The sequence below is a fragment of the Sporosarcina sp. UB5 genome (genome assembly GCF_050859005.1).
Lineage (GTDB): Bacteria > Bacillota > Bacilli > Bacillales_A > Planococcaceae > Sporosarcina.
In genome coordinates, this window is sequence record NZ_CP125984.1 from 230,643 (window position 1) to 252,581 (window position 21,939).

25 protein-coding genes are annotated in these 21,939 nt (G+C 40.9%); 6 read left to right on the forward strand and 19 right to left on the reverse strand.

Annotated elements, in window-relative coordinates:
* Positions 1-3: 3 nt before the first annotated feature.
* On the reverse strand, positions 4-954 hold the full coding sequence (hprK, locus tag QM454_RS01330) for an HPr(Ser) kinase/phosphatase (protein WP_432360592.1): 951 nt from the start codon (positions 952-954) through the stop codon (positions 4-6).
* A gap of 192 nt (positions 955-1,146) precedes the next feature.
* On the opposite strand from hprK, the gene QM454_RS01335 reads away from it, so the two are divergent.
* Entirely contained in the window at positions 1,147-1,467 is a 321-nt protein-coding gene (locus QM454_RS01335; RefSeq protein ID WP_432360595.1) for a hypothetical protein, read from the forward strand.
* Positions 1,468-1,567: 100 nt separating this feature from the next.
* Here the strand turns inward: QM454_RS01335 and QM454_RS01340 are convergent, their stop codons facing one another.
* Positions 1,568-2,746 (reverse strand): IS256 family transposase, encoded by a 1,179-nt coding sequence (locus QM454_RS01340; protein WP_432357191.1) that lies wholly within the window; start codon positions 2,744-2,746, stop codon positions 1,568-1,570.
* A 104-nt stretch (positions 2,747-2,850) separates the two neighbouring features.
* Between QM454_RS01340 and QM454_RS01345 the strand changes: the two genes are divergently transcribed.
* A complete protein-coding gene (locus QM454_RS01345) occupies positions 2,851-3,168 on the forward strand; it encodes a hypothetical protein (RefSeq protein ID WP_432360598.1) in 318 nt (105 codons plus the stop codon).
* A 184-nt stretch (positions 3,169-3,352) separates the two neighbouring features.
* Here QM454_RS01345 and QM454_RS01350 read toward each other — a convergent pair whose 3' ends face one another.
* The 6 genes from QM454_RS01350 to QM454_RS01375 form a co-directional block, all read right to left on the reverse strand.
* Positions 3,353-4,513 (reverse strand): DUF4097 family beta strand repeat-containing protein, encoded by a 1,161-nt coding sequence (locus QM454_RS01350; protein WP_432360600.1) that lies wholly within the window; start codon positions 4,511-4,513, stop codon positions 3,353-3,355.
* 122 nt (positions 4,514-4,635) lie between these two features.
* Positions 4,636-7,500 carry an excinuclease ABC subunit UvrA gene (uvrA, locus tag QM454_RS01355; protein ID WP_432360603.1) on the reverse strand — a complete coding sequence of 955 codons (2,865 nt, stop codon included), beginning with the start codon at positions 7,498-7,500 and terminating at the stop codon, positions 4,636-4,638.
* 7 nt (positions 7,501-7,507) lie between these two features.
* A complete protein-coding gene (uvrB, locus tag QM454_RS01360; RefSeq protein WP_432360606.1) occupies positions 7,508-9,490 on the reverse strand; it encodes an excinuclease ABC subunit UvrB in 1,983 nt (660 codons plus the stop codon).
* Between the two features lie 191 nt (positions 9,491-9,681).
* The gene (locus QM454_RS01365; RefSeq protein ID WP_432360609.1) at positions 9,682-9,915 is read right to left on the reverse strand and encodes an IDEAL domain-containing protein; all 234 of its coding nucleotides are present in this window, start codon (positions 9,913-9,915) and stop codon (positions 9,682-9,684) included.
* Positions 9,916-10,014: 99 nt separating this feature from the next.
* Entirely contained in the window at positions 10,015-11,226 is a 1,212-nt protein-coding gene (locus QM454_RS01370; RefSeq protein ID WP_432360612.1) for an ABC transporter permease, read from the reverse strand.
* Positions 11,210-11,959, reverse strand: coding sequence for an ABC transporter ATP-binding protein (locus QM454_RS01375; protein ID WP_432360613.1), 750 nt, complete (start codon positions 11,957-11,959; stop codon positions 11,210-11,212). The genes QM454_RS01370 and QM454_RS01375 overlap by 17 nt, the downstream gene beginning before the upstream one ends.
* A gap of 153 nt (positions 11,960-12,112) precedes the next feature.
* On the opposite strand from QM454_RS01375, the gene QM454_RS01380 reads away from it, so the two are divergent.
* The 4 genes from QM454_RS01380 to QM454_RS01395 all read left to right on the forward strand — a co-directional run bounded on the left by QM454_RS01380 (position 12,113) and on the right by QM454_RS01395 (position 13,975).
* Positions 12,113-12,541, forward strand: a complete 429-nt coding sequence (locus tag QM454_RS01380; RefSeq protein WP_432360616.1) for an HIT family protein — start codon at positions 12,113-12,115, stop codon at positions 12,539-12,541.
* 110 nt (positions 12,542-12,651) lie between these two features.
* A complete protein-coding gene (locus tag QM454_RS01385; protein WP_432360619.1) occupies positions 12,652-13,176 on the forward strand; it encodes a tryptophan transporter in 525 nt (174 codons plus the stop codon).
* 112 nt (positions 13,177-13,288) lie between these two features.
* Positions 13,289-13,651 (forward strand): YtxH domain-containing protein, encoded by a 363-nt coding sequence (locus tag QM454_RS01390; RefSeq protein WP_432360622.1) that lies wholly within the window; start codon positions 13,289-13,291, stop codon positions 13,649-13,651.
* A 132-nt stretch (positions 13,652-13,783) separates the two neighbouring features.
* Positions 13,784-13,975: a hypothetical protein gene (locus QM454_RS01395; protein ID WP_432360625.1), complete on the forward strand. Its 192-nt coding sequence runs from the start codon at positions 13,784-13,786 to the stop codon at positions 13,973-13,975.
* A 242-nt stretch (positions 13,976-14,217) separates the two neighbouring features.
* Here the strand turns inward: QM454_RS01395 and QM454_RS01400 are convergent, their stop codons facing one another.
* From QM454_RS01400 to QM454_RS01450, 11 genes are all read right to left on the reverse strand, one after another.
* On the reverse strand, positions 14,218-14,592 hold the full coding sequence (locus QM454_RS01400; RefSeq protein WP_432360628.1) for a DUF3888 domain-containing protein: 375 nt from the start codon (positions 14,590-14,592) through the stop codon (positions 14,218-14,220).
* 102 nt (positions 14,593-14,694) lie between these two features.
* Positions 14,695-15,525: a DUF2785 domain-containing protein gene (locus QM454_RS01405; RefSeq protein ID WP_432360631.1), complete on the reverse strand. Its 831-nt coding sequence runs from the start codon at positions 15,523-15,525 to the stop codon at positions 14,695-14,697.
* Positions 15,526-15,626: 101 nt separating this feature from the next.
* On the reverse strand, positions 15,627-15,884 hold the full coding sequence (locus QM454_RS01410; protein WP_432360634.1) for a hypothetical protein: 258 nt from the start codon (positions 15,882-15,884) through the stop codon (positions 15,627-15,629).
* Positions 15,885-16,023: 139 nt separating this feature from the next.
* The gene (locus QM454_RS01415; protein ID WP_432360637.1) at positions 16,024-16,797 is read right to left on the reverse strand and encodes an SDR family oxidoreductase; all 774 of its coding nucleotides are present in this window, start codon (positions 16,795-16,797) and stop codon (positions 16,024-16,026) included.
* 543 nt (positions 16,798-17,340) lie between these two features.
* Positions 17,341-17,535 carry a hypothetical protein gene (locus QM454_RS01420; RefSeq protein ID WP_432360639.1) on the reverse strand — a complete coding sequence of 65 codons (195 nt, stop codon included), beginning with the start codon at positions 17,533-17,535 and terminating at the stop codon, positions 17,341-17,343.
* 233 nt (positions 17,536-17,768) lie between these two features.
* Positions 17,769-17,981: a hypothetical protein gene (locus tag QM454_RS01425; RefSeq protein ID WP_432360642.1), complete on the reverse strand. Its 213-nt coding sequence runs from the start codon at positions 17,979-17,981 to the stop codon at positions 17,769-17,771.
* 248 nt (positions 17,982-18,229) lie between these two features.
* Positions 18,230-18,805 carry a hypothetical protein gene (locus QM454_RS01430; RefSeq protein WP_432360645.1) on the reverse strand — a complete coding sequence of 192 codons (576 nt, stop codon included), beginning with the start codon at positions 18,803-18,805 and terminating at the stop codon, positions 18,230-18,232.
* Between the two features lie 147 nt (positions 18,806-18,952).
* Positions 18,953-19,429 carry an NUDIX domain-containing protein gene (locus QM454_RS01435; RefSeq protein ID WP_432360648.1) on the reverse strand — a complete coding sequence of 159 codons (477 nt, stop codon included), beginning with the start codon at positions 19,427-19,429 and terminating at the stop codon, positions 18,953-18,955.
* On the reverse strand, positions 19,426-19,647 hold the full coding sequence (locus tag QM454_RS01440) for a hypothetical protein (RefSeq protein ID WP_432360651.1): 222 nt from the start codon (positions 19,645-19,647) through the stop codon (positions 19,426-19,428). Before QM454_RS01440 ends, QM454_RS01435 begins: the two co-directional genes overlap by 4 nt.
* A gap of 174 nt (positions 19,648-19,821) precedes the next feature.
* Positions 19,822-20,991, reverse strand: coding sequence for a serine hydrolase domain-containing protein (locus QM454_RS01445; protein WP_432360654.1), 1,170 nt, complete (start codon positions 20,989-20,991; stop codon positions 19,822-19,824).
* Positions 20,992-21,498: 507 nt separating this feature from the next.
* Positions 21,499-21,921 (reverse strand): hypothetical protein, encoded by a 423-nt coding sequence (locus tag QM454_RS01450; RefSeq protein WP_432360657.1) that lies wholly within the window; start codon positions 21,919-21,921, stop codon positions 21,499-21,501.
* Between the last annotated feature and the right edge of the window lie 18 nt (positions 21,922-21,939).

The window sequence follows — 21,939 nt, forward strand, 5'->3', positions numbered from 1 at the left end:
CGTTTACTCTATCCCCTCTTCATCAGATTTCCTTGCTTCTTCACTAATTGCCATTTCCAGCTTATTCGAAAATGTTTCCGCTGCATTAATACCTAATCGTTTCATTCGATAATCCATAGCAGCTACTTCGATGATGACCGACAAATTTCGGCCAGGCCTTACGGGCACGGTAAGCTTCGTTAATTCCGAATCTATGATTTTCATCTTTTCTTCGTCGATGCCTAAACGGTCATACATTTTATCCGGATCCCATACTTCCAAATCGATAACTAACAATATCCGTTTATCATCTTTCACAGCACTCGCTCCGAACAGCGTCATCATATCGATAATACCGACGCCTCGGATTTCTAGCATATGTTGTAGAAGTTTCGGCGCATTACCAATCAAAACATTTTTTGCTACTTGTCGGATCTCAACAGCATCATCTGCTATGAGACGATGCCCGCGCTTCACGAGCTCCAAAGCAGTTTCGCTTTTTCCTACACCGCTCTTTCCAGTGATCAATACACCGATTCCATACACATCGACGAGCACCCCGTGAATTGTCGTCATCGGAGCTAATTGACCTTCCAGGAAATTTGTTAACATTCCCGAAAATCGCGTCGTCGGATGTTCGGTTTGGAGCACCGGGATACGTCGCTCCTCTGCAATCTGCTTCAGTTCAATCGGACATTCGGTATTATGCGCTAAAATAAAAGCAGGAGTTTCCGGCGAACAAAGCCGATCCATTCGATCAAGCCGATCTGCCTCATCCAATTTATTGAAAAAAGAAAGCTCTGTTTTTCCGAGCAATTGAATCCGTGCTGCCAGATAAAAATCGAAATAACCGGCCATTTCGAGACCTGGCCGGGATATGTCGCTCGTTAAGATATTACGTTCAATACCTTCCCTACCTGCAACAAGTTCAAGTCCAAAACGATTTTGAACGTCTTCCACTGTAACAACCGACATGTGTCCGCCACCTTTCTATGTTGAATATGAATCCGATCGCATTTTAGAAGGACCGAGTTCATGTTTTTACTGTCAACTCTACCTCCCATTTTACCATGAAAGGTTTCATTTGAAATGATTTCGTTCCAAATTGTCTACCAATAACATGAAACGCACTGTAAAGATGACGAGGAGGCGAGGGGGTGGCAGGCTTTGAGCGCGGGATGGGCGACTTTGAGCGCGGGGGCACTCGCTTTGAGCGCGGGGCAGCCTGCTTTGAGCGCGGGACGGCTCGCTTTGAGCGCAGGACGGCCGGCTTTGAGCGCGGAGCGGCTTACTTTGAGCGCGGGACGGCCGGCTTTGAGCGCGAGGCGGTCGCTTTTGAGCGCGGGACGGTCGACTTTGAGCGTGGGACAGCTTGCTTTGGACGCGGGGAGGTACCGTCAAGAAGTATGTGTAAGTACAACGCAGACTGTTAAGCAGATTTTACTTGGAGGGGCGGACATGTTAGCCTTGGCAGGCGAGGCCAGCTAATTACTATAGCTGGTATCATGGCCTGTTCACATGTCCGCAGAGGCTCCATGTCAAATCTGCGGTCTACGTACAAGCATCCTTAAGATCAACCTATAAAGTTTTAATTAATATTACCGTTGCCATACCGATCACTAAACATCTCCATTAAGGCAGTATGAGCCGAAGCAAATTCAGAACTCATCCTTTTACCCCATTTTTCGTTGTAGTCTTGCGCGACTAAATAGACTATTTTTTCGACAGCTTTTTCACTTGGCAAACTGTTCATAGTCTTGGTGCGTTTTTTTATTTCCTTTATAGTTCTTTCGATAATATTGGTTGTATAGATTTGGCTTTGAATAACTTTGGGATAAGACATGAATGTAAGTAAAACACCAAGATCCTCTTCCCAGGATTGGACCACTTTCGGATACCCTTTCTTCCACTTTTCTCTAAAGTCTTCGAAGGACCTAAGCGCGTCTTCCTTAGTAAGTGCCCGATAAACTTTCTTCAAGTCTGTCATAATGGGCTCCTTGTCCTTCTTACGAACAGAAGAAATAACATTTCTCACTTTATGAACCACGCAGCGCTGCACATCTGCCAGTGGATAGACCTCTTTAAACGCCTGTTCCAGACCAGATAATCCATCGAAAACACCAAGCAATACTTCTTCTAACCCACGGCTTTTGAGACTGGTCAAAATGTTTTTCCAGCCTACTGCACTTTCATTTCCACCCACAAAGAAATCTACGATTTCTCTATAACCATCGTCCCTGACTCCAACAATGACATATACAACCTCGCTTGCAACGTCTTGCCGGCGGAGCTTTAGGTAGGTGCCGTCCAAATAAAGCACAGAATATCTATTGTGAAGTGAGCGTTGTTGCCATTCCAAAATATCTTCCATGACCACGTCCGTGATGTTACTGATCGTTGTAGCTGAGTAGTTGTTCCCCAGAATCCTTTCGATAAATTGTCCAACTTCCCGAGTGCTAAATCCGTTCTGGTACATCGTAATGATTGTTTCACCCAGCCACCTTTCACGCCTTTGGTAAGGGTCGAAAAGCTGGGTGCGGAAATGTCCCTCGCGATCTCTAGGGACTGCCAAGTCTTCTATACGGCCGTATCTTGTATCGAGCATGCGCGAATAATATCCATTCTTACTATTCTTAAGCTCAGGATGTTCTACTTCGAAGAAGTTTTTCATTTCCTCTTTCATAATTGTTTCAAGATTATCCTGGACAAATTGCTTGACTAACTCCTCCATTTGATTAGAAAACAGATTATCGATTATACTAGACATAGATAGTGCATCCTCCTTGGTTTTTGTAGTGATTAACCTTGAGGATGCCCTATCTTTTTTACGTTTACACAGACTATTGTACGTCACCCGCGGGGAAGCTTGCTTTGGACGCGAGGCAGCTCGCTTTGGACGCGGGGCAGCTTGCTTTGGACGCGGGGAAGCTTGCTTTGGACGCGGGGCGGCTTGCTTTGGACGCGGGACAGCTTGCTTTGGACGCGGGGAAGCTTGCTTTGGACGCAGGACAGCTTGCTTTGGACGAGGGGCAGCTTGCTTTGAACGCGGGGCAGCTTGCTTTGGACGCGGGGCAGCTCGCTTTGGACGCGGAGCGGTCGACTTTGAGCGCGGAGGCACTCGTTTTGAGCGCGCGGCAGCCTGCTTCGAGCGCGGAGGCAGCTCGCTTTGGACGCGGGGCAGTTTATTAAATGAAAAAACTGCCGCAGAAGTCAGTTTTCACTGACTTTCTGGGCAGCCTTATGGAAATTATGTCTAGACTTCGGGCGCCAGAGGCTCGGGGTCATAAGGAAAATCTGCTTCGTGGCAAAAAGCGCCACGCCGCAGCTTCACCTTATGCCTGTCGCCTCTAAGCAGGCGCCCTTCGCTTTTCTTTCAATCATGTTTCACAGTATAACAAACAATAACCGAGCCTGTTTTCGCTTCGCCGTGAACATAGAGTGGTTTGGAATCGCCTTCTATGTCTTTGTTGAACAGAAGCGTCCGGTGTAGGAATTGCTCCTGTTCCGACGTTCTATTTACGTCTTTCAATTGAAGATCCAATCGGCCCATATTTGTCGAGATTTCCCCACGGAGTGGCACGTCGGATGGGATATAAATTTCAACGGAACCGCTCACTGTTTTCGCGTCAATTTTACGTGCATCAGGATCTGTCGTTGTGATGACGACATGACCATTTAACGATTTCGCCTCGACATCTTTTAATTGACCCGACACGTAAACACGACCGTTAATCGTTTCAGCTTCGAGTGTTTCGCCTGTGCTTTCATTCAAACGGATCGATCCGTTGCCTGCTTCAAGTTCTGCTTCGTTAAAGTGAATGCGCTCGACATTCACTTTCCCGTTCGCGGTCTTCGTATAAAGTCGATCGACCTGAATATCTTTCAAGTTGACATTTCCGTTCAGTAGTCTTGCGGAAATCTTTCGATACGCTTGTTTCGGTATGAATAGGTCGACATTAACTTGACTTAATTTCAAATCGCTTAAATAGCGTAGCTTTCCTTCGTCTTGAAGGAAAATTAACTTATCGAGAAATTCCTTTTTCGCATCTTCTTCTGACCTTCCATTAAAGGATTTGACAGTGAATTCCGCACGAATTTCCGGATTTTCTGTAGCATAGATCGAAATGCTTCCGTGATCAATATCGACGAGGATTTCATCCAAATCATCTGCTTGCTTCACAATTGTATGATGGAATGTGGAGCTCCCGCCGAATGGCTTATCGAAATCGAATCCTTTCATTCGATCCACAGTTGTTTGCATGAACTGCATGAAACGATCTCCAACGGTTACAAAATCTTTCCGGATATCCTCAATGAATTCGTCCATCGAAGGGTCTTTCCCTTTCGATCCTGAGTCGTCTTTTGTATTATCTTGCTCAGATCCTTCATCGAACGTTTTCTTTTCCTTCGATTCGGATGCTCCGTCGTTAGGCGTAGATTTCTTTTCCATCGCTTCTAGTAAAGTTAAGGCTTCATCCATTGAAATTGTACCGTTTTCCAACATCGTCAATATACGTTTCCGTTCATTCTGCATGTTTCCGCCTCCTACATTTTCTTTAAGGTTTTCGCATAAAAGTCTCACCAAAACACAACGCATGGAAAGACCCTTCAACACTATCTATATATACGAATCACCTGTCAGAAGGTTTCAATCTTTTACCGTGAAGCATTTTCAATTCGTTCTTTCATTCTTTGTCGATCGCGTTCCAAAATCGGCTTCAAATAGCGACCGGTGTAGGAAGCTTCAACTTCGGCGACTTGCTCGGGAGTTCCCATCGCAATAATTTGACCGCCTTTGTCTCCACCTTCAGGTCCAAGATCGATAATATGATCGACGGTTTTAATGACGTCCAAATTATGTTCAATAACGAGGACCGTATTTCCGGAATCGACGAGCCGTTGCAACACGTGAAGAAGCTTTTCGATGTCATGGACATGCAGACCTGTCGTCGGTTCGTCCAAAATGTAAAAAGATTTCCCGTTTGAACGTCTATGCAATTCTGATGCAAGTTTCACCCTTTGCGCTTCCCCGCCTGATAACGTCGTGGCAGGTTGGCCAAGTTGAATATAGCCTAGACCGACATCAACGATCGTTTGCAGTTTTCTACTAATTTTAGGTATGTTTTCAAAGAAAACGAGCGCATCTTCGACAGTCATGGATAGGACATCTGCAATATTCTTCCCTTTATATGTTACTTCAAGTGTTTCGCGATTATACCTTTTACCGTGACATACTTCACAAGGGACATACACATCTGGAAGGAAGTGCATTTCAATCTTAATAATTCCGTCACCGCGACAAGCTTCACAGCGGCCACCTTTCACGTTGAAGCTGAAACGCCCTTTTTTGTAGCCTCTCACTTTCGCCTCATTCGTCATTGCAAAGACGTCGCGAACGTCATCGAACACTCCCGTATACGTTGCTGGGTTCGATCTCGGAGTTCGTCCAATTGGGGACTGGTCAATTTCAATGACCTTTTCTAATTCTTCAAGTCCTGTGACGGATGTGTGTTTCCCAGGTCTCTGTTTCGATCGATTCAACTTTTGGGCAAGTACTTTGTAAAGCACTTCATTCACAAGCGTACTTTTTCCGGAACCTGAAACGCCCGTCACTGCGATGAACTGTCCTAACGGGAAGTCTGCATCGACACCCTTCAGATTGTTCTCCGACGCCCCTTTTATTGATACAATCCTACCATCGGACTGCCTGCGTTCGATTGGTAATAAAATGAACTTTTTGCCGCACAAATATTGGCCCGTCAATGAATTCGGATCGCACATCACTTCTTCCGGTGTTCCAGCGGAAACGATTTGCCCTCCTGCAGCACCTGCTCCAGGTCCAATGTCAATTAAATAATCGGCAGCCATCATCGTATCTTCGTCATGCTCGACGACAATGAGCGTATTTCCAATATCTCGCATGCTTTGCAACGTACCGATTAGTCGGTCGTTGTCACGCTGATGAAGGCCAATCGACGGTTCATCCAATATATAGAGGACGCCTGTTAATCGGGAGCCGATTTGCGTCGCAAGTCGGATACGTTGCGCTTCACCGCCGGACAATGTGCCAGCCGCCCTCGACAACGTCAAATAATCTAACCCAACATTAATGAGGAACCCTAGTCTCTCGGCAATTTCTCGCAAAATAAGCCTTGCGATTTGCATATCCTTTTCGGAAAGGACGAGATTGTTGAAAAATCGATCCGCTTCCGTAATGGAAAGAGAAGTCACTTCTCCGATATGCGTACCGTTCACTTTTACTGCGAGCGTCTCCTCTTTCAAACGGTATCCGTGACATGCTGGACATGCGCGGCTCGCCATATACTTCTCCATTTGTTCACGTATATAATCGGATGATGTCTCTTTAAAACGGCGTTCTACATTTGCGAGTACACCTTCGAAATAAATATTGTTGACGCGTGTATTTCCAAATTCATTCGTATATTGGAAACGAACCATTTCGTCCTTTGAACCATGAAGGATGATGTCCAAGTCTTCGTCAGACAAATCGTTCACCGGCACATCCATCGGTATGTTGAAATGTTTACAAATTGTTTTCAACAGTTCTGGATAGTATTGAGAGCTCGACGGAATCCACGGGACAATGGCGTCTTCATTCAATGAAAGCGATTTGTCCGGGATAACGAGATCAGGGTCGACTTCAAGCTTCGTCCCTAGACCATCACAATCGGGACAAGCCCCAAATGGACTATTAAATGAAAACATGCGTGGCTCTAACTCCCCGATGGAAAATCCGCACTTCGGACATGCGTGATGCTCGCTAAATAACAATTCTTCTACATCGATGACATCGACCAATACAGTTCCTTCTGCTAAGCGCAATGCCGACTCGAGTGAATCGCTAAGTCGTGCTTCAATTCCTGCTTTCACGACAATCCGGTCAATGACGACTTCAATCGTATGTTTTTTGTTTTTATTCAGCTCGATACTGTCATCGAGGTCAATTACTTCACCGTTTACTCGAATCCGGACGTACCCTTGCTTTTTAATATCCTCGATTAGCTTCGCATGCGTCCCTTTTCTGCCGGATACGACAGGCGCAAGAATTTGAAGCCGAGAACGTTCAGGCAGTTGCATAATCCGATCGACCATCTGCTCAATCGTTTGGGAACTAATTTCATTTCCGTGATTCGGACAAATTGGTTTACCTACACGTGCAAATAGCAAACGTAAGTAATCATAAATTTCAGTGACCGTTCCAACTGTAGAACGTGGATTCCGGCTCGTCGTCTTCTGATCAATGGAAATTGCAGGCGACAGTCCTTCGATTACATCTACGTCCGGCTTGTCCATCTGGCCTAAAAACTGCCTTGCATAAGCGGACAGCGATTCGACATACCGTCTTTGCCCTTCCGCATAAATCGTATCGAATGCGAGAGATGACTTCCCCGAGCCAGACAAACCAGTCATAACGACTAGTTTGTCACGCGGAATGCGGACATCAACATCTTTCAAATTATGAACCCTTGCTCCTTGAATGACTATTTCCGTGTTTTTCATCGCTTTTTCACCTTTCAGCCTTCAATTCTAATATCGTATCTCGCAATTCGGCTGCCCTTTCGAAATCAAGCGCTTTAGCCGCCTCTTTCATTTCTTTCTCAAGTGTCGCAAGCAATTTCACTTTATCTTCTTTCGACAACGCCTTGCCTTTCGTCACTTTCTCTAATGCTGAAAGATCCTCTTCAACAACTTGAGTTGCCCGAATGACATCGCGCACTTCTTTTTTAATCGTCGTCGGCGTAATTCCATGTTTTTCATTGTACGCCATTTGAATTTCACGACGCCTTGAGGTTTCATCAATCGCCTTTTTCATCGAATCCGTGTAGCGGTCTGCATACATAATAACCTTTCCTTCAGAGTTACGTGCAGCCCGTCCAATTGTTTGGATGAGGGAACGTTCAGAACGGAGGAACCCTTCCTTATCAGCATCCAAAATAGCAACAAGCGACACTTCAGGAATATCGAGCCCTTCTCTCAGTAAGTTGATGCCTACGAGAACATCATATGTGCCTAGACGGAGCTCTCGGATAATTTCAATCCGCTCCAATGTTTTTATTTCAGAATGTAAGTATTGGACTTTTATACCGATTTCTTTCAAGTAGTCGGTAAGGTCTTCAGACATTTTTTTCGTTAACGTCGTAATTAATACCCTCTCATTACGCTTTGTACGCTCATTAATTTCATCAATTAAATCATCAATTTGCCCTTCAATCGGACGTACGTCGATGATCGGATCAAGCAATCCAGTCGGACGGATAATCTGTTCAACCATCTCAGGTGTATGCTCGATTTCGTATGGGCCGGGTGTTGCAGATACATAGATTGCTTGGTGAACGTACCGCTCGAATTCTTCGAACATGAGCGGTCTGTTGTCTAGTGCTGAAGGTAGACGGAAACCATGATCGACCAATACTTGCTTCCGCGCTTGGTCGCCGTTATACATACCGCGGATTTGCGGCAACGTGACGTGGCTTTCATCGATAACGATAAGAAAATCATCCGGGAAGTAATCGAGAAGCGTATACGGGGTTGCCCCTGCTGGCCGTAATGTCAAATGCCTCGAATAGTTTTCAATTCCTGAACAAAAACCCATTTCCCGCATCATTTCCAAATCGTACCGAGTGCGCTGCTCAAGTCGTTGCGCTTCTAGAAGCTTATCTTCTTTACGCAATATCACTAGACGCTCTTCCAACTCGGCTTCGATATTGGCAATCGCTTTCACCATCTTTTCTTCACCTGTGACGAAGTGGGATGCCGGGAAGATGGCGACGTGTTCACGATCGCCTAAAATTTCTCCTGTCAATGCATCCACTTCACGTATACGGTCAATTTCATCACCAAAAAACTCAATGCGGATACAATGTTCGTCTTGTGAAGCAGGGAACAATTCAACAACGTCCCCTCTTACCCGGAATGTCCCCCGTGTGAAATTAAGATCATTTCTTGAATATTGGATATCAACGAATCGTCGGAGGAGCTCGTTTCGGCCAATTTCCATGCCTGTCCGGAGTGAAACGACATGCTTGCCGTATTCCTCAGGTGAACCGAGGCCGTAAATGCAAGAGACGGATGCTACGATTAGTACATCATTTCTTTCGAACAAAGCTGACGTCGCGGAGTGGCGCAGTTTGTCAATTTCGTCGTTTATCGTCGCATCCTTTTCGATATACGTGTCCGTATGCGGCACGTACGCTTCCGGTTGATAGTAATCATAGAAGCTAACGAAGTATTCGACCGCATTGTTCGGGAAAAACTCTTTGAACTCGCTATACAATTGGCCAGCGAGTGTTTTATTATGTGCAATCACTAATGTTGGTTTATTAACTTCTTTTACTACGTTCGAAACGGTGAACGTCTTTCCTGTTCCGGTAGCCCCTAAAAGCGTCTGGTGCTTTTTGCCTTCCCCGATGCCTTCAACGAGCTTCGAAATGGCAGCTGGTTGGTCGCCTAACGGAACATAAGGAGCGTGTAAATCGAATTTCTGGACCATGCAAGCCCCTCCCCAAATGAATTATCTATATTTTAGCATAGTCAGATGCAAGACCAAAGGAAAAAGAGAACACTTGTTTTAATTATTTTTTATTGCAAAAAAGACCGTTGATTTCTGTTGAGGTCAAAATAAAAAGCGGGTCTGCACAGCTAATCGATTGAACGACTAGCGGGCAGCCCGCTCAGTTTTGTTTAGTTATTTTCAAGTTTCATCAGTTCATCAGTCAATCTGTTGAAGGCGTACTCGTCCTTATCATCAAGCGCAAGATCAATGAGCCTCAGGAGACGTTTCTTCGTTTGCTCCCGATGAATATGGTTCAAGAATAAATCCATATAAATATCATTCAATAATCTTTCCGCTTGAAGCGAAGTACTATTTTTCCCCACGGCTTTTAAGAACTCGGCATATGAATAATTGTTTTCCAACTCCCTCACCCCTGATGCCTTTTTTCCATTATACATAATTCTGGGTATCAGTTGCAAGGTTTTTGGGAATATTCTATTATTATTTTTTTATGCCGATTGTCATGCTTCTTCTGTTTTCTCATTGGATACGCGAATTGTTAATTCAGAAATAATGAGTACAATTACTGCCATAATGACTGGTGTCACTGAAATTCCGACCGTAATGAGTCCAGCTACAAGGACAGCAATCGCCTGAAGTAATTGAACGCCACTAACTGTTTTGCGGATCGCGGGTATCCTCGTATTTATCGCTTCCGGGAAAAGCTTATCCATTCTGAAATCATCCCCAGCCCGTAATGCATGGACTAATTGGATGGATGAAGCAAATGCCAACGCACCGATGAAGATATAGACAACGATTGGGAACGGAATGAGGACAACGCCGATTACCGATAACGCGGTTAACCGAACCCATAGCCAAAATAGATCATCCGTCCGCACAAGCGTCCTTCTGAGTAAATATCGTTGAGGCGACGTTTGACCGAATCGTGCAGGGCGCAAAAGAAATCCAAGCCACGCACGGCGACTAACCGATCCTTTCAAATGCGGAACATCCGTGAAGTAATTAGCAAATCGATAAAAACGCATCATCCGATTTTGCTCTAGTGTGATGAAGTGCTCGTAAGGAAACGGATTTGCAGCGCTTCTTTTCTTCCAAAATAAATAATAGATTGCCATCACCAAACCGATGAGTAGGATGAAATAAGGACTGCCTGCGAGCATCGTATACAAAAGCAGTGCCGCCAATACGAACCTGACGAGACGGTCTTTCCACATCCCTTCCCCTTCATTCGCACGACGGTAATAGTATTCCGATTCGACGTACAACCATTTCACAAGTAAAATGACAATTGCAGTGAGAATGAATTGCGGTTTCCCCGCAACATCCGTTGCCGCCAATAATGGCAAGAGGACGATAAATAACATATACGGAACCGGCAGCTGTGAAAATAGCGTGTACCGTAATGACCGTTTCAAATAATCATCAATCTTGCTCTCCATCGGAAGGAAAAAGACGATATCTGCTGGCTTCAACAACGTAACAGGCGTGCCAATCGATAATGCCGCACCGATAAGAACAGCCGCTATGACTGCAGAAGGAAATTCGGACGGCACTTCCTTCAGCCATTCACTGTATGCATAACCGCCCGCGCCAATCGTAAAGAGCAGGACAATTGCTAAATGGCCAGTGAAAACGAACTTCATATATTTTTGTAGTTCGGTCATGTACCGAATGAAACGATCGCTCCAAATTTCACGCAAGTTGTTCATTGTCATTATCCTCAGTCATTGAAATATAGAGCTCGTCCAATGATGCATTCGGCCGGTTGAACGCTTTCCTTAAATCATCCATCGTCCCTTGTGCCCTTACTCGTCCTTCATGAAGTACAATAATCCGATCACAATACTTTTCCGCGGTGGAAAGTACGTGCGTCGACATTAATACGGAAGCGCCATTCGCTTTCCTCTCAGATATTTGATCGAGCAATGAACGGATTCCGATCGGGTCAAGCCCGACGAACGGCTCATCGATAATATAGAGTGAAGGCTCCACTAAAAATGCGCATAAAATCATAACCTTTTGGCGCATCCCTTTGGAGAAATGCGATGGGAACCAATTCAAACGCTTTTCCATCATGAACTCTTTTACGAGTATTTCAGTGCGCGCGTCGAATACTTCCCGATCCAATCCGTACGCCATCGCTGTCAACTCAAGATGTTCCTTCAATGTCAGCTCTTCATATAAAATCGGTGTTTCCGGAATATATGTGAATGCTTTACGGTAAACTTCAGGGTTTTCGCTAAACGTAACACCGTTCACTACAATTTCGCCTTCATGTGGATTCATTAGTCCGATAATATGTTTAATTGTTGTACTTTTCCCGGCACCGTTCAAGCCGATTAAACCGACGAGCTCGCCTTTGCCGATTTCAAATGATAAATCATGTAAAACAGGTTTACGTGTATATCCACCTGTCACATCTTTTACTTCAAGAATTGCCATAACCATCCTCCATTCTTGTTTCCATTTTACCAAACATCGAACCGGAATGCTTTGTCCATCTTTCACGCATTAACAGAAAATATGCTACACTTGTTTCAATCATGAATACTTCTCCGTTTTACGGAGATTACGAATCAGAAAGGATGATTGCAAATGCCATCATGTATTTTTTGTAAAATTGTAGAAGGGACCCTCCCTAGTGAGAAAATCTATGAAGATGACCACGTTGTCGCCTTTATGAACATCATGCCTGTGACAAAAGGGCATGTTTTGCTTATCCCAAAAAATCATCGAGAAAACCTTTATGATATGACAGAAGAAGAAGCTTCACATTTATTTTCAGTTGCGCCGAAAATTGCGAATGTCCTCAAAGAGGAATTCAAGCCTGCCGGGATGAATTTATTACAAAACAACGGAGCTCCAGCGGGTCAGACCGTATTCCATTTCCATTTGCATTTCATTCCAAGATTTGACGAAACGGACGGTTTCGAAATGGGCTGGAATCCGAAGATGGAGGAGTCCACCCAAGAACGCATTAAGGAAATTGCAAACCAAATACGAAACCGCTTCGGTAATAAATAACAGTTGAAAGTTCACGAAATTGACTGTATAATTACTATAAGTTTTCGCTGACGATCACGAGGATACGTTAGGAGAACGAAAAATAGAGTCTAGTTGAGGAGAGATGAGAATTGAATACGAAAAATCTTATGTTAATGGCGCTACTTGTATCGGTAGGCGCAGCTTTGTACTTGGTCATTCCGGGTTATGGTGAGGGCATGAAGCCTGACTTCATGTTGACGATGATGTTCATCGGAATCTTTTTATTCCCGGATGTTAAAAGCGTCTTTTTACTCGGAGCAACGACAGGAGTCCTGTCAGGGATTTTCACAAGCTTCCCAGGAGGATTCATACCGAATATTATCGATAAATTTATTACGGCGTTTGTCGTTTTTGCAGTTATCGCTTTGCTAAGAAAAGCCGCAAACCATATTATCGTTTCGACAATCATCGCTTGCTGTGGAACATTGTTATCCGGAACGATCTTCCTTTCCGTCGCCATTTTCGTTATCGGCGCGAAAGTACCTTTCGGATTATTGTTCGTCACTGTCGTCCTTCCTGCAGTTGCAATGAATGGAATCGTATTTTTCATCATCTATCCAATCATTAAAACTTTACTGAAGCGGACTTCATTCAAAACAGCATTATCTAATTGATAATAAAAGCTTTCCTTCACGGGAAAGCTTTTTTCATTTGCTCGAAACAGTTCCCCATGTTTTAATTAAAGTATGAGAAGGAATACTATTCAAAATAAAAGGAGTGCATTCCATGAAAGCATCTACATTTCTAGCAGGTCTACTTGCAGGTTCGGTGACGGCCGCTGTCACTGTGTTATTTTCCACTCCACAAACGGGCAGCGAAATCCGCTCGTCCGTTAAAAACGCTTCATCTGACATGAAGCATAAATTACACGACGTTAAAGAAAAAATCTCCGAGTTAAAAAACTCAGTCGCACATATGACGAAGGAAGCGAAAGAGTTAGTCCCGGAAGCTGTCAATGGAATTAAGGGCTCAATCGAACAGTGGCAACTCTCAACCGAGACTAACAGACTCAAACTCGAGAAGGAACTCACAGCGATCCAAACATCGCTCGCTGAATTAGAACAAACCATTGCAGCACAACAGAAGTGATAAACATGACGATAGCCAAACTCGATATATGTTGAGTTTGGCTATCGTTTTTTGTATTACTAGTTGCGATCGGTGATGGGGTGGCTTGCTTTGGACGCGGAGTAGCCTGCTTTGGACGCGGAGTAGCCTGCTTTGGACGCGGGATGGCTCGCTTTGGACGCGGAACGGCTCGCTTTGGACGCAGGATGGCTTGCTTTGGACGCAGGATGGCTTGCTTTGGACGCGCGATGGCTTGCTTTGGACGCGGGACGGTGGGAGGCGGCATCAAACGGCATTATTTATCCTTACGCATGCCTACCATTGAAAGAATTAGACCTAATATAACAATAATGTACCCAAACCCACTTAAATCAATATTGTTATCAAGAACCAATATCCCCCCTACTAACGAAACATGCAATCCAAAAATCATATACTTCTTTCCTGACTCTGTGTTTTTTAAAGTTGTATAGATTAAATAGAGTAAAAAGATCGATAAGGGAATTACTAATAAAACAAAAGCAAAAACTTTATCCATTGGACTCCTTTTCCCCCCTTGATAAATTGCTATACCTAGACGAACTTCGCTATTTGAATCCGCAATGTTTATTAAGTTGTTGGGTTGATAAATCCTTTTTACGTTTTACATTTATAACATTTATCCCATCTGATGTATCGGTCAGCGTTACTCGAAATAAGTCGTAAGGGGGTGAATGTGCTTGTTCAAAGGTTACTACTTCTATAGTTAATTCGTGATTTCGATCTCCATCAAGTCTCTTTATGTCAATGATTCTTTCACACATAAATAACTTATTAGTAACTTCTAAAAGGAGTGGGAGATACCTAACCATCAAAGTTTCTTCCAGTAGTTTCTCTCTTGTAAGTTCATCTTGTGCATAGACGTTAGTTGTAATTAAAAACATTAGTGTAATACTTACTAATAAAATTGAAAGTCTTCTCATGGATATCACCATCCGCTGTTTTCTTACGGAATAGCTTTCCCAGTATCCCCTAAACTATCCTGCTTCTTTAAATCAAATCCTGTGTAAGGTATAGTCATGCTTTTAGTTGTAGAATTGTTTATGCCACCGCTCTAAAATCTTTACTATACTTTCTCGTAATTTCAAACCATCGTTTTTGTACAGCAGTCTGAAATAATATCCTCGTAAAAAGTTTATTACATTGGACTTCTTCCAAAAGAAGTTTAAACTATATCCTTCTTTTTCTAATAGTTTATCTAGCTCATCAGAAATCGATGAAAGCCAATTTTCAATTTCACTATCACTTACGCCTTTCTCCTGAAGGGCTTCTACCGCAAAAACAAGTCTTTCCTCTTCTTCATCAACATATGGTAATCCACTCGTGCTATCTTTGAATAAACATAGTTTGATTGTTTCAAGACACTCAGGAGAGAACGAGATATTAAAACTTGGATGATTTATCGCTTCAGTTAACAGATCTGCTCCATGTGCTATACTATGCGCCCATCCTTTTCCAACCACATTGCCACGAATATCTTCTTCAAGCTTTAAGTATTCAATGCTCTTTTCAATTAATTGTTTCAACGTATCATCTGGTAGGAACCGCTTTTCTTTATCTTTCTTTAAGATCAGTACAATAACTAAAGCAGAAAAAGAACGACTAAACACTGAGTCATCCTCATGTTGACCAATACCGAGGAATAAGTTTCTAAGACAAACTTCAAGGATATAATTCATTTGTTCTGCTGTTAAATAGTCTTCGAGAATTAGTTTTCCAAATGAATTATAAATTAGTGTATCCCTAAGTTCCGAGTCGATTGAACCTATATTCTCTAACATTCTTCCAATAAGCATATCTAAATTGCCATTTTGCAACGTTTTATCTAAGTTTTTCAGTTCTGATTTTAGTGTCATACTCTCTCCACCTTCTATTAATCTTATTCAATTCTCTTGTCGGTAAATTCAATAAATAATGCACCCCTAAGCAGCTTTACGATTTTCAATTAAAGCCCACGTCAGCGGAAGAATAATATGTAAACGATAACAAGTACCAACGACACGATGATAAATCTTATCCATAATATTTTATTACTTAGACGAGCTTTCCCTTCAAGATAATGTAAGTAAATCATTAGTAATGGAAAACCTGACAATGCATAAAAAGCCGTTCCACCAACAGATTCATAATATTTTAGTAACCCTATTCCAATAATAATGAGCCCTAAAGTACCAATGATCATATTTATTAATAAAATACCTTTATCGTTTTCCAACTTCTTACCTCCCAATCAACCTTTGTTCACCTAACCTCCCCGTTAGCTATGCAAGGATTAGGGTTTAATTCCCCTTAGCCGTTTCTCATTACCCAAAACCCAAAAAAAGGCTCTAGAACCAAAGCTTTTTAAGATTAATTCACCTTTTAAATCCACCTTCTGAATGAATAATCTGACCTGTAATCCAATCTGCTTCATCGCTCACTAGAAATTTAATAGTTTTTGCAACATCACTCGGTTTTCCTATTCTACCGAAAGGAAACATCGGTTTTAATTCATTTTTTATTTCTTCAGTCATCCAACCTGTATCAGTTGGACCTGGATTTAATGCATTAACCGTTATTCCTAAAGGAGCTAGTTCGGCCGACAATGTAATAGTCAAAGCATCAATTGCTCCTTTTGTTGTTGCATATGCTAATTCGCCAGGCATTGGTCCTTGAAACTGACCTGAAGTAATATTGACGATTCTTCCACCTGATTTCTTAACAAACCTTTGAGCAAATTTACTACTTAATAGTGTCGTTGCACGTACATTTACCATGTAATGTTTATCTAATTCTTCGGCAGTTAAATTAGAAAAATCGTTGTTAGTTGAGTATGCTGCGTTATTAATCAAGATATCAGGGCTACCAAGTTGTTCAGAAACTTTATTTAGTAGTTGTTCAGGTGCATCATGTTGAGTTAAATCTAACTCCATACATGCTACCTTAATACCTTGTTTTATTAATTCTTCTTTTAATTTCACGGGTTCATCTAACTCAATGCTCCAAGGCATTTTTTTATCATATTCCGTCCAATAAGTAAAAAATATATGATAACCCGATTCAGCTAACTCCCGACAAATAGCTGCTCCAATCCCTTTCAGACGGCTTGCACCCGTAACAATGGCAACTTTCCCTTTTAATTGGTCCATTATCATCCCTCCCACACCCAATATTTTTTCCGTAATTAACCAAATTAATTATTAAAATAAACTGCCCGTTAGTTCAATATGTGAAAAGAGCAGTATAGCAGCTGATTGCTCAATGACTTTGACAAAAAGGTAAATAACGATAGTGGTTAATTAAATAAGGTACAACCTATGAGAGAAACTAGAAAAACCACTAGACTAGATAAAATAATATTTAGGAGTGACCTTTTTAATGTTCTTTTTTTCTTAGAAGAAAAAGAAATGATTACTTCAAAACCTATAAATGCCCCTAATATGATATAGGGTTCCTTCCACAATTCCCACATTAGATATCGCGACTCCTTCTATTAGTATTGCGTTTCGGATATGCTCTTTTTAGTATTTAGGGTTAACTTTGTTCTTGAAAGACACAATAATAAGGACGATCCCAACAAGGAAAAACAGCCCTGTGAAAAGGTTATCGAATAGTGGCATTGATTGCGGATTAGTAGTCCAAGTTCTAGTTTGCTCAACGATCTCAACTAAAGCACCCCTTTGTTCAATAGGCTATTTCTCTTGTTTCTCTTCATTCTTTTTTATAGTTATCAGTTTGGACATAACAAAGTGAACGACAGCAATAGTTATTAGTAAATCCCTATACGGTTCATTTGTTCCTCCTGTCAAAAACGATGCAACGATATAAAAAAATCCAAATGAAATTAAGAGTAAGAACGTAACATAATGTTCAATGTATAACTTCATTTCATTTCTCTCCCCATTTTAGTATTCTTGTTAAACTAAACTGCTTCTTTAGTTGAAAAAGAATAAAAGCTGTCTACTGACAGTCTTGTCCTGCTAAATCACCAGTTCAAGAAAGCTAAAAATCATGGAGCCAGCGTGTCAAATTCCCAATAATGCAGCAGTTGAGTTGAGTTGAGTTGAGTTGATGAGATGTGCGTAATAAAAGACCTAAGATCAGAGGTTTAAAATTCAAGTTAGTTTTCTTCGCAAGTAACAGTAGTTTTGGATGTCAAGATTTTTTTCTCTACCATCACGCTTATACCCGCTTCCTTATCAAAGCATTTATTCATCTCAAGCTTGTTTGCTTGATAATTAGAATTGATATTGGAAATCATAAATAGTGTTATTAATAATATGATAACGATACTTATTATTAACACGGACATTTTAAATTTGTTTCTGTTCACCCCCAACGCCTCCTCTCGAATATTCAATTGCTCCTTCTAACCTATTAGTCATTAAGACGAATCATATGGAATAATGTTACAACCCTTACTCAACTAACCTGCCGCGTTAGTTGAACAAGAAAAGAACTAACTCAACGATCTTCAACTAATGCACCTTAACGTATCTCCTGGTCTTCTGCATATTCTTGACCAAACCTATTTTAAATTCGATGTCTAAAAACATTGAGACCAGCCAATTTAGTTTATTACTACTTATCATCTACCAAGCCTTTAAAATATACAGTTTCTATTTTAAGACCGTCACTTGTTTTGTTAATAACATAGACATGATGTGTAACTCCATTCATATAGAATTCAGATTCTTTATGAACTTTCATATCTAATAACACATCATACACATAGTCACCATTGGAACTGATTGAACTAAACTCCTTATCATTAGTCAATTCAATACTCACAAGATTTATCTTCTCAATCGTATGAATACCTTCCTTATTAGTTTGCTTTTTTTTGTCTTTTAAAAACTGTAAAAAATGCTCGCTAACTTCAGAATCATAATTGTACTGCTCCACATATTCATCCCACATTTTTGAGTTAATAAATTTAATATCCTGAAGGATTATTGTTTCTACTTCATTACCTTCTGCTATTGCTTGTTGCAGAGCAATTTCATTCGCTTCCTCTTCTGTAATATTCACAGGGTCATCCATCGGATTTGTTCTCCCCGAATTTTTGTTTGAACTCATATTTGAATTTTCAGTACACCCATAAAGAAACAGGAAAGCAAGAGCAAATATTGTTGCCTTTTTAATCGTAATTACCATCCTTTCTTTTGCAGCCTTCTACAGTGTCAAGAAACTGAGAAGTCACACTCCTTATTCAACTAAACTGCCGCGTTAGTTCAATAAGAAAAAAGGCCTTACTCCTTCTTGAAGTAAAGCACCCGTTGATAAAGTAAAGTAAAGTAAAGCTTATTCAGCCAAACAAGACCATTCCATATTTGATTGATTAACTGACCCTATAAACACCGATTCTTGATTAGGATTATTAAGAAAATGTTTAAGCATATGATTAACGGTCAAAGGCATTTCTAAGTTTAAAACTTTCGAAAGGTCTATCCAATGCAGAGCACCTTCATCTGAATTAATAAAATTCATCTTTGTAGCATTTCCGAAATAAATATAGTGTTGGCGTATTTCATCTTTGCTTCTACGCATTAATATATAACGAAGTTTAAATTGCTCTATATCATTCCTTCTTATTCCCGTCTCTTCGAAAATCTCTCTTAAACAAGACTCTTCAGGAATATAATGTTCATTAGCTTCGACATGTCCACCAATTCCAGTCCATAAATCAGGTGCTAATTCTCTTTCTTTTGAACGTTTCAACATCAAAAGTTTATTGTCATAAAAAAGATAAGCCCCGGTCATTATTCGCATTCTTATCATATACACACCCAACCTTTTATTTCAGTAAACAAACTCCTTCTTTTATTAAAGTAGGAAGAAACTATTAATAATAGTAAGACAGTGACTTTGACCACTATTTCTTTTACTTCTTTTTTGTATTTCAGGAATCCATTTAAAATTACCCACACGATTAAAATAGTTGCTATTGCATATGAATAAGTAATCATATCTATAGTAAACTCACGAACAGGATCCATTGATTTCCCCCTATAAAGTTTTTTTCAATTATCCCGCTCCGTTAGTTCAAGAAAAAAAGTCCCATCCACAAACCTGAAGTAAAAAACCTCTTTCAAACAAAAATTACATATATTAACTTATCCAACACAAAGAGAAGTAAAATGAGAACTATGATCAGATCTTAAACAACAGTTTCATTTTTTTTCCATTAATTCTTTTAATCTAGCGTATGCTTGTTCATTCGCTAATAACGGGCTTTCTGATTTGATTGCTGGCACAATATATTCATTTATCGATAGTCTTTCAAAATTTCTACCGGTTTCAATAACAATTAGCTCTAGTTCGGGAACAACTATAATCCACTGACCTAATGCACCACGTGCTGAGAATTCTCGCCCATTTTCACCTTCATTCAAATAAAAATAGTAGCCATAATCAGTCTTTCCTAAGTCAGTATGTGGATGAAGGGATTCCTTCACCCACTCTTTTGGAACAATTTGTTCCCCATCCCATTTTCCATCATGAAGATAAAGGTAACCAAATCTTGCCATGTCCCGTGGAGTCATCTCGGAATAGGTTCCACCATGTGCTATTCCGTCATTTGTTTCATAAAATTTCAAACTATCCATCCCGATTCTATCGAATATCTTTTCTTTGCCATATTCGTTTAATGTCATTCCAGATGCACGTTCAATAATGGCACCTAGAACGTAGGCTGCACCAGTATCATAGTTCCACTCACCCACTTGTTCCTTAATGATTGGTTGATCTAGATAATATTGAAGTCTACTTTTTTTACTATTCTCCCATACCCTAAAAACTTGATTTTCTGGTTCCCATTCCGGCCACTGAATACCAGTTTTCATCAAAAGTAATTGTTCGATAGTCATATTTTCTTTTTCTTCACTCATATTTTCAAACGTCATGTCAGGAAAATAATCAAGTACACGGTCATTAAGATTAAGAATTCCTTCATCAAGTGCAATTCCAGCTATTGCGGAAGTTAGACTTTTCGTTACAGAATATGTATTATGCGGAAACTTCTCATGGTATGGGGAAGAATACTTCTCTGCGACGATATGGCCATTTCGTATGATCAGTAAACCATGTAATTTTTTTGGGTCATTTTGTTCAATGTATTCAAACATCTCTACTAACTTTTCACTATCCATTCCTTGTTCCTCCGGTGTAGAAGTCGGCCATTCTTCTGTTGGCCAAACAGTAGGGAGTTCAGAAAGGATAACCTCTGATGTTTCTTCTATTTCTCCCTTTTCTATCCTTTCACTTCCATACCTTTCTAAATAACCGGTAATAAATAAAAAGAGAAGAATAACTGCTACAATAATTACTCTAGATTTTCGCATGATCTCCGCTCCTTTGGACTATGAAATGTGCTGTGAGGTTCACTTGGTTGGTACAGAGAGACCGTTCCCTCAAGCTGCTTGGTACTACTATTACCTTATAGGGACAATGGAATTGTCCCTTTGTCGAGCAAAATGGATAGTATTATTTTATTTTATTTTATACTACTTTCTTAAAATTTTCAGTTATTTGTTTTGAAGAAGTGAATCAATAAGGTCAGCCAGATATTTCTGGTTGACCATTTTTTATATGGTTATATGATTACTGTAGCCGGGTAGGACTCGTATAACAAGCGAAGCTAGGACACTACAAGGAGGATTTGGGGTTACCGGCAAACTATACGTGGAGGAGATGTAGAATGAATCCTGCTATTGACTTAGATGTAGCCAAAGGAGAATGCCAGGTTCAAGCATACTTAGACAGAAGAGAACCTTAAAAAAAGCAGCTTCAAGGTGGCACACACTAGATGGATTGAAGCGTTTGCATGAATTTCTTGGATTAAAAGTGTTTTACTTTTTCAGAATATCTAACAAGCAGTATCCAAGCACTATTCCTGCTGCTGTCGTGAATGGAGTACTAATTGTTATTATTAAATAATCCTCAAATATTGAATGTTTACCAAATGAGGTATAAGTCCAAATGAGATAAATCAAAACGGGAGAAGTTACGATAAAAAAGGTTGGAGCACCAATTGCTAACAATTTCACCCAATCGAATGTCCATTTTTTCTGTTGCTTAATGTCTTTGACCAATACAGGTAGCTTTAATAGCATCCCGATAATGACAGGAAACACGAGACTGTACATAAAGGATAATTTGTTATCAAACGTTTCTTGGGCAATGGATTTTAAACTCATATAATATTGGCTACCTAAATAACAGACGAAACCAATAAATAGAACCCAAACAAAATAATACATAAAACGTTTCATCTAAATACCTCCTTACAT

Bases quoted from the DNA above. Each gene is read 5' to 3' on its own strand.
- hprK (WP_432360592.1), bottom strand. From the start codon at position 954: ATGTCGGTTGTTACAGTGGAAGACGTTCAAAATCGTTTTGGACTTGAA.
- QM454_RS01340 (WP_432357191.1), bottom strand. From the start codon at position 2,746: ATGTCTAGTATAATCGATAATCTGTTTTCTAATCAAATGGAGGAGTTA.
- QM454_RS01350 (WP_432360600.1), bottom strand. From the start codon at position 4,513: ATGCAGAATGAACGGAAACGTATATTGACGATGTTGGAAAACGGTACA.
- uvrA (WP_432360603.1), bottom strand. From the start codon at position 7,500: ATGAAAAACACGGAAATAGTCATTCAAGGAGCAAGGGTTCATAATTTG.
- uvrB (WP_432360606.1), bottom strand. From the start codon at position 9,490: ATGGTCCAGAAATTCGATTTACACGCTCCTTATGTTCCGTTAGGCGAC.
- QM454_RS01370 (WP_432360612.1), bottom strand. From the start codon at position 11,226: ATGAACAACTTGCGTGAAATTTGGAGCGATCGTTTCATTCGGTACATG.
- QM454_RS01375 (WP_432360613.1), bottom strand. From the start codon at position 11,959: ATGGCAATTCTTGAAGTAAAAGATGTGACAGGTGGATATACACGTAAA.
- QM454_RS01380 (WP_432360616.1), top strand. From the start codon at position 12,113: ATGCCATCATGTATTTTTTGTAAAATTGTAGAAGGGACCCTCCCTAGT.
- QM454_RS01390 (WP_432360622.1), top strand. From the start codon at position 13,289: ATGAAAGCATCTACATTTCTAGCAGGTCTACTTGCAGGTTCGGTGACG.
- QM454_RS01400 (WP_432360628.1), bottom strand. From the start codon at position 14,592: ATGAGAAGACTTTCAATTTTATTAGTAAGTATTACACTAATGTTTTTA.
- QM454_RS01405 (WP_432360631.1), bottom strand. From the start codon at position 15,525: ATGACACTAAAATCAGAACTGAAAAACTTAGATAAAACGTTGCAAAAT.
- QM454_RS01415 (WP_432360637.1), bottom strand. From the start codon at position 16,797: ATGGACCAATTAAAAGGGAAAGTTGCCATTGTTACGGGTGCAAGCCGT.
- QM454_RS01420 (WP_432360639.1), bottom strand. From the start codon at position 17,535: ATGAAGTTATACATTGAACATTATGTTACGTTCTTACTCTTAATTTCA.
- QM454_RS01430 (WP_432360645.1), bottom strand. From the start codon at position 18,805: ATGGTAATTACGATTAAAAAGGCAACAATATTTGCTCTTGCTTTCCTG.
- QM454_RS01435 (WP_432360648.1), bottom strand. From the start codon at position 19,429: ATGATAAGAATGCGAATAATGACCGGGGCTTATCTTTTTTATGACAAT.
- QM454_RS01440 (WP_432360651.1), bottom strand. From the start codon at position 19,647: ATGGATCCTGTTCGTGAGTTTACTATAGATATGATTACTTATTCATAT.
- QM454_RS01445 (WP_432360654.1), bottom strand. From the start codon at position 20,991: ATGCGAAAATCTAGAGTAATTATTGTAGCAGTTATTCTTCTCTTTTTA.
- QM454_RS01450 (WP_432360657.1), bottom strand. From the start codon at position 21,921: ATGAAACGTTTTATGTATTATTTTGTTTGGGTTCTATTTATTGGTTTC.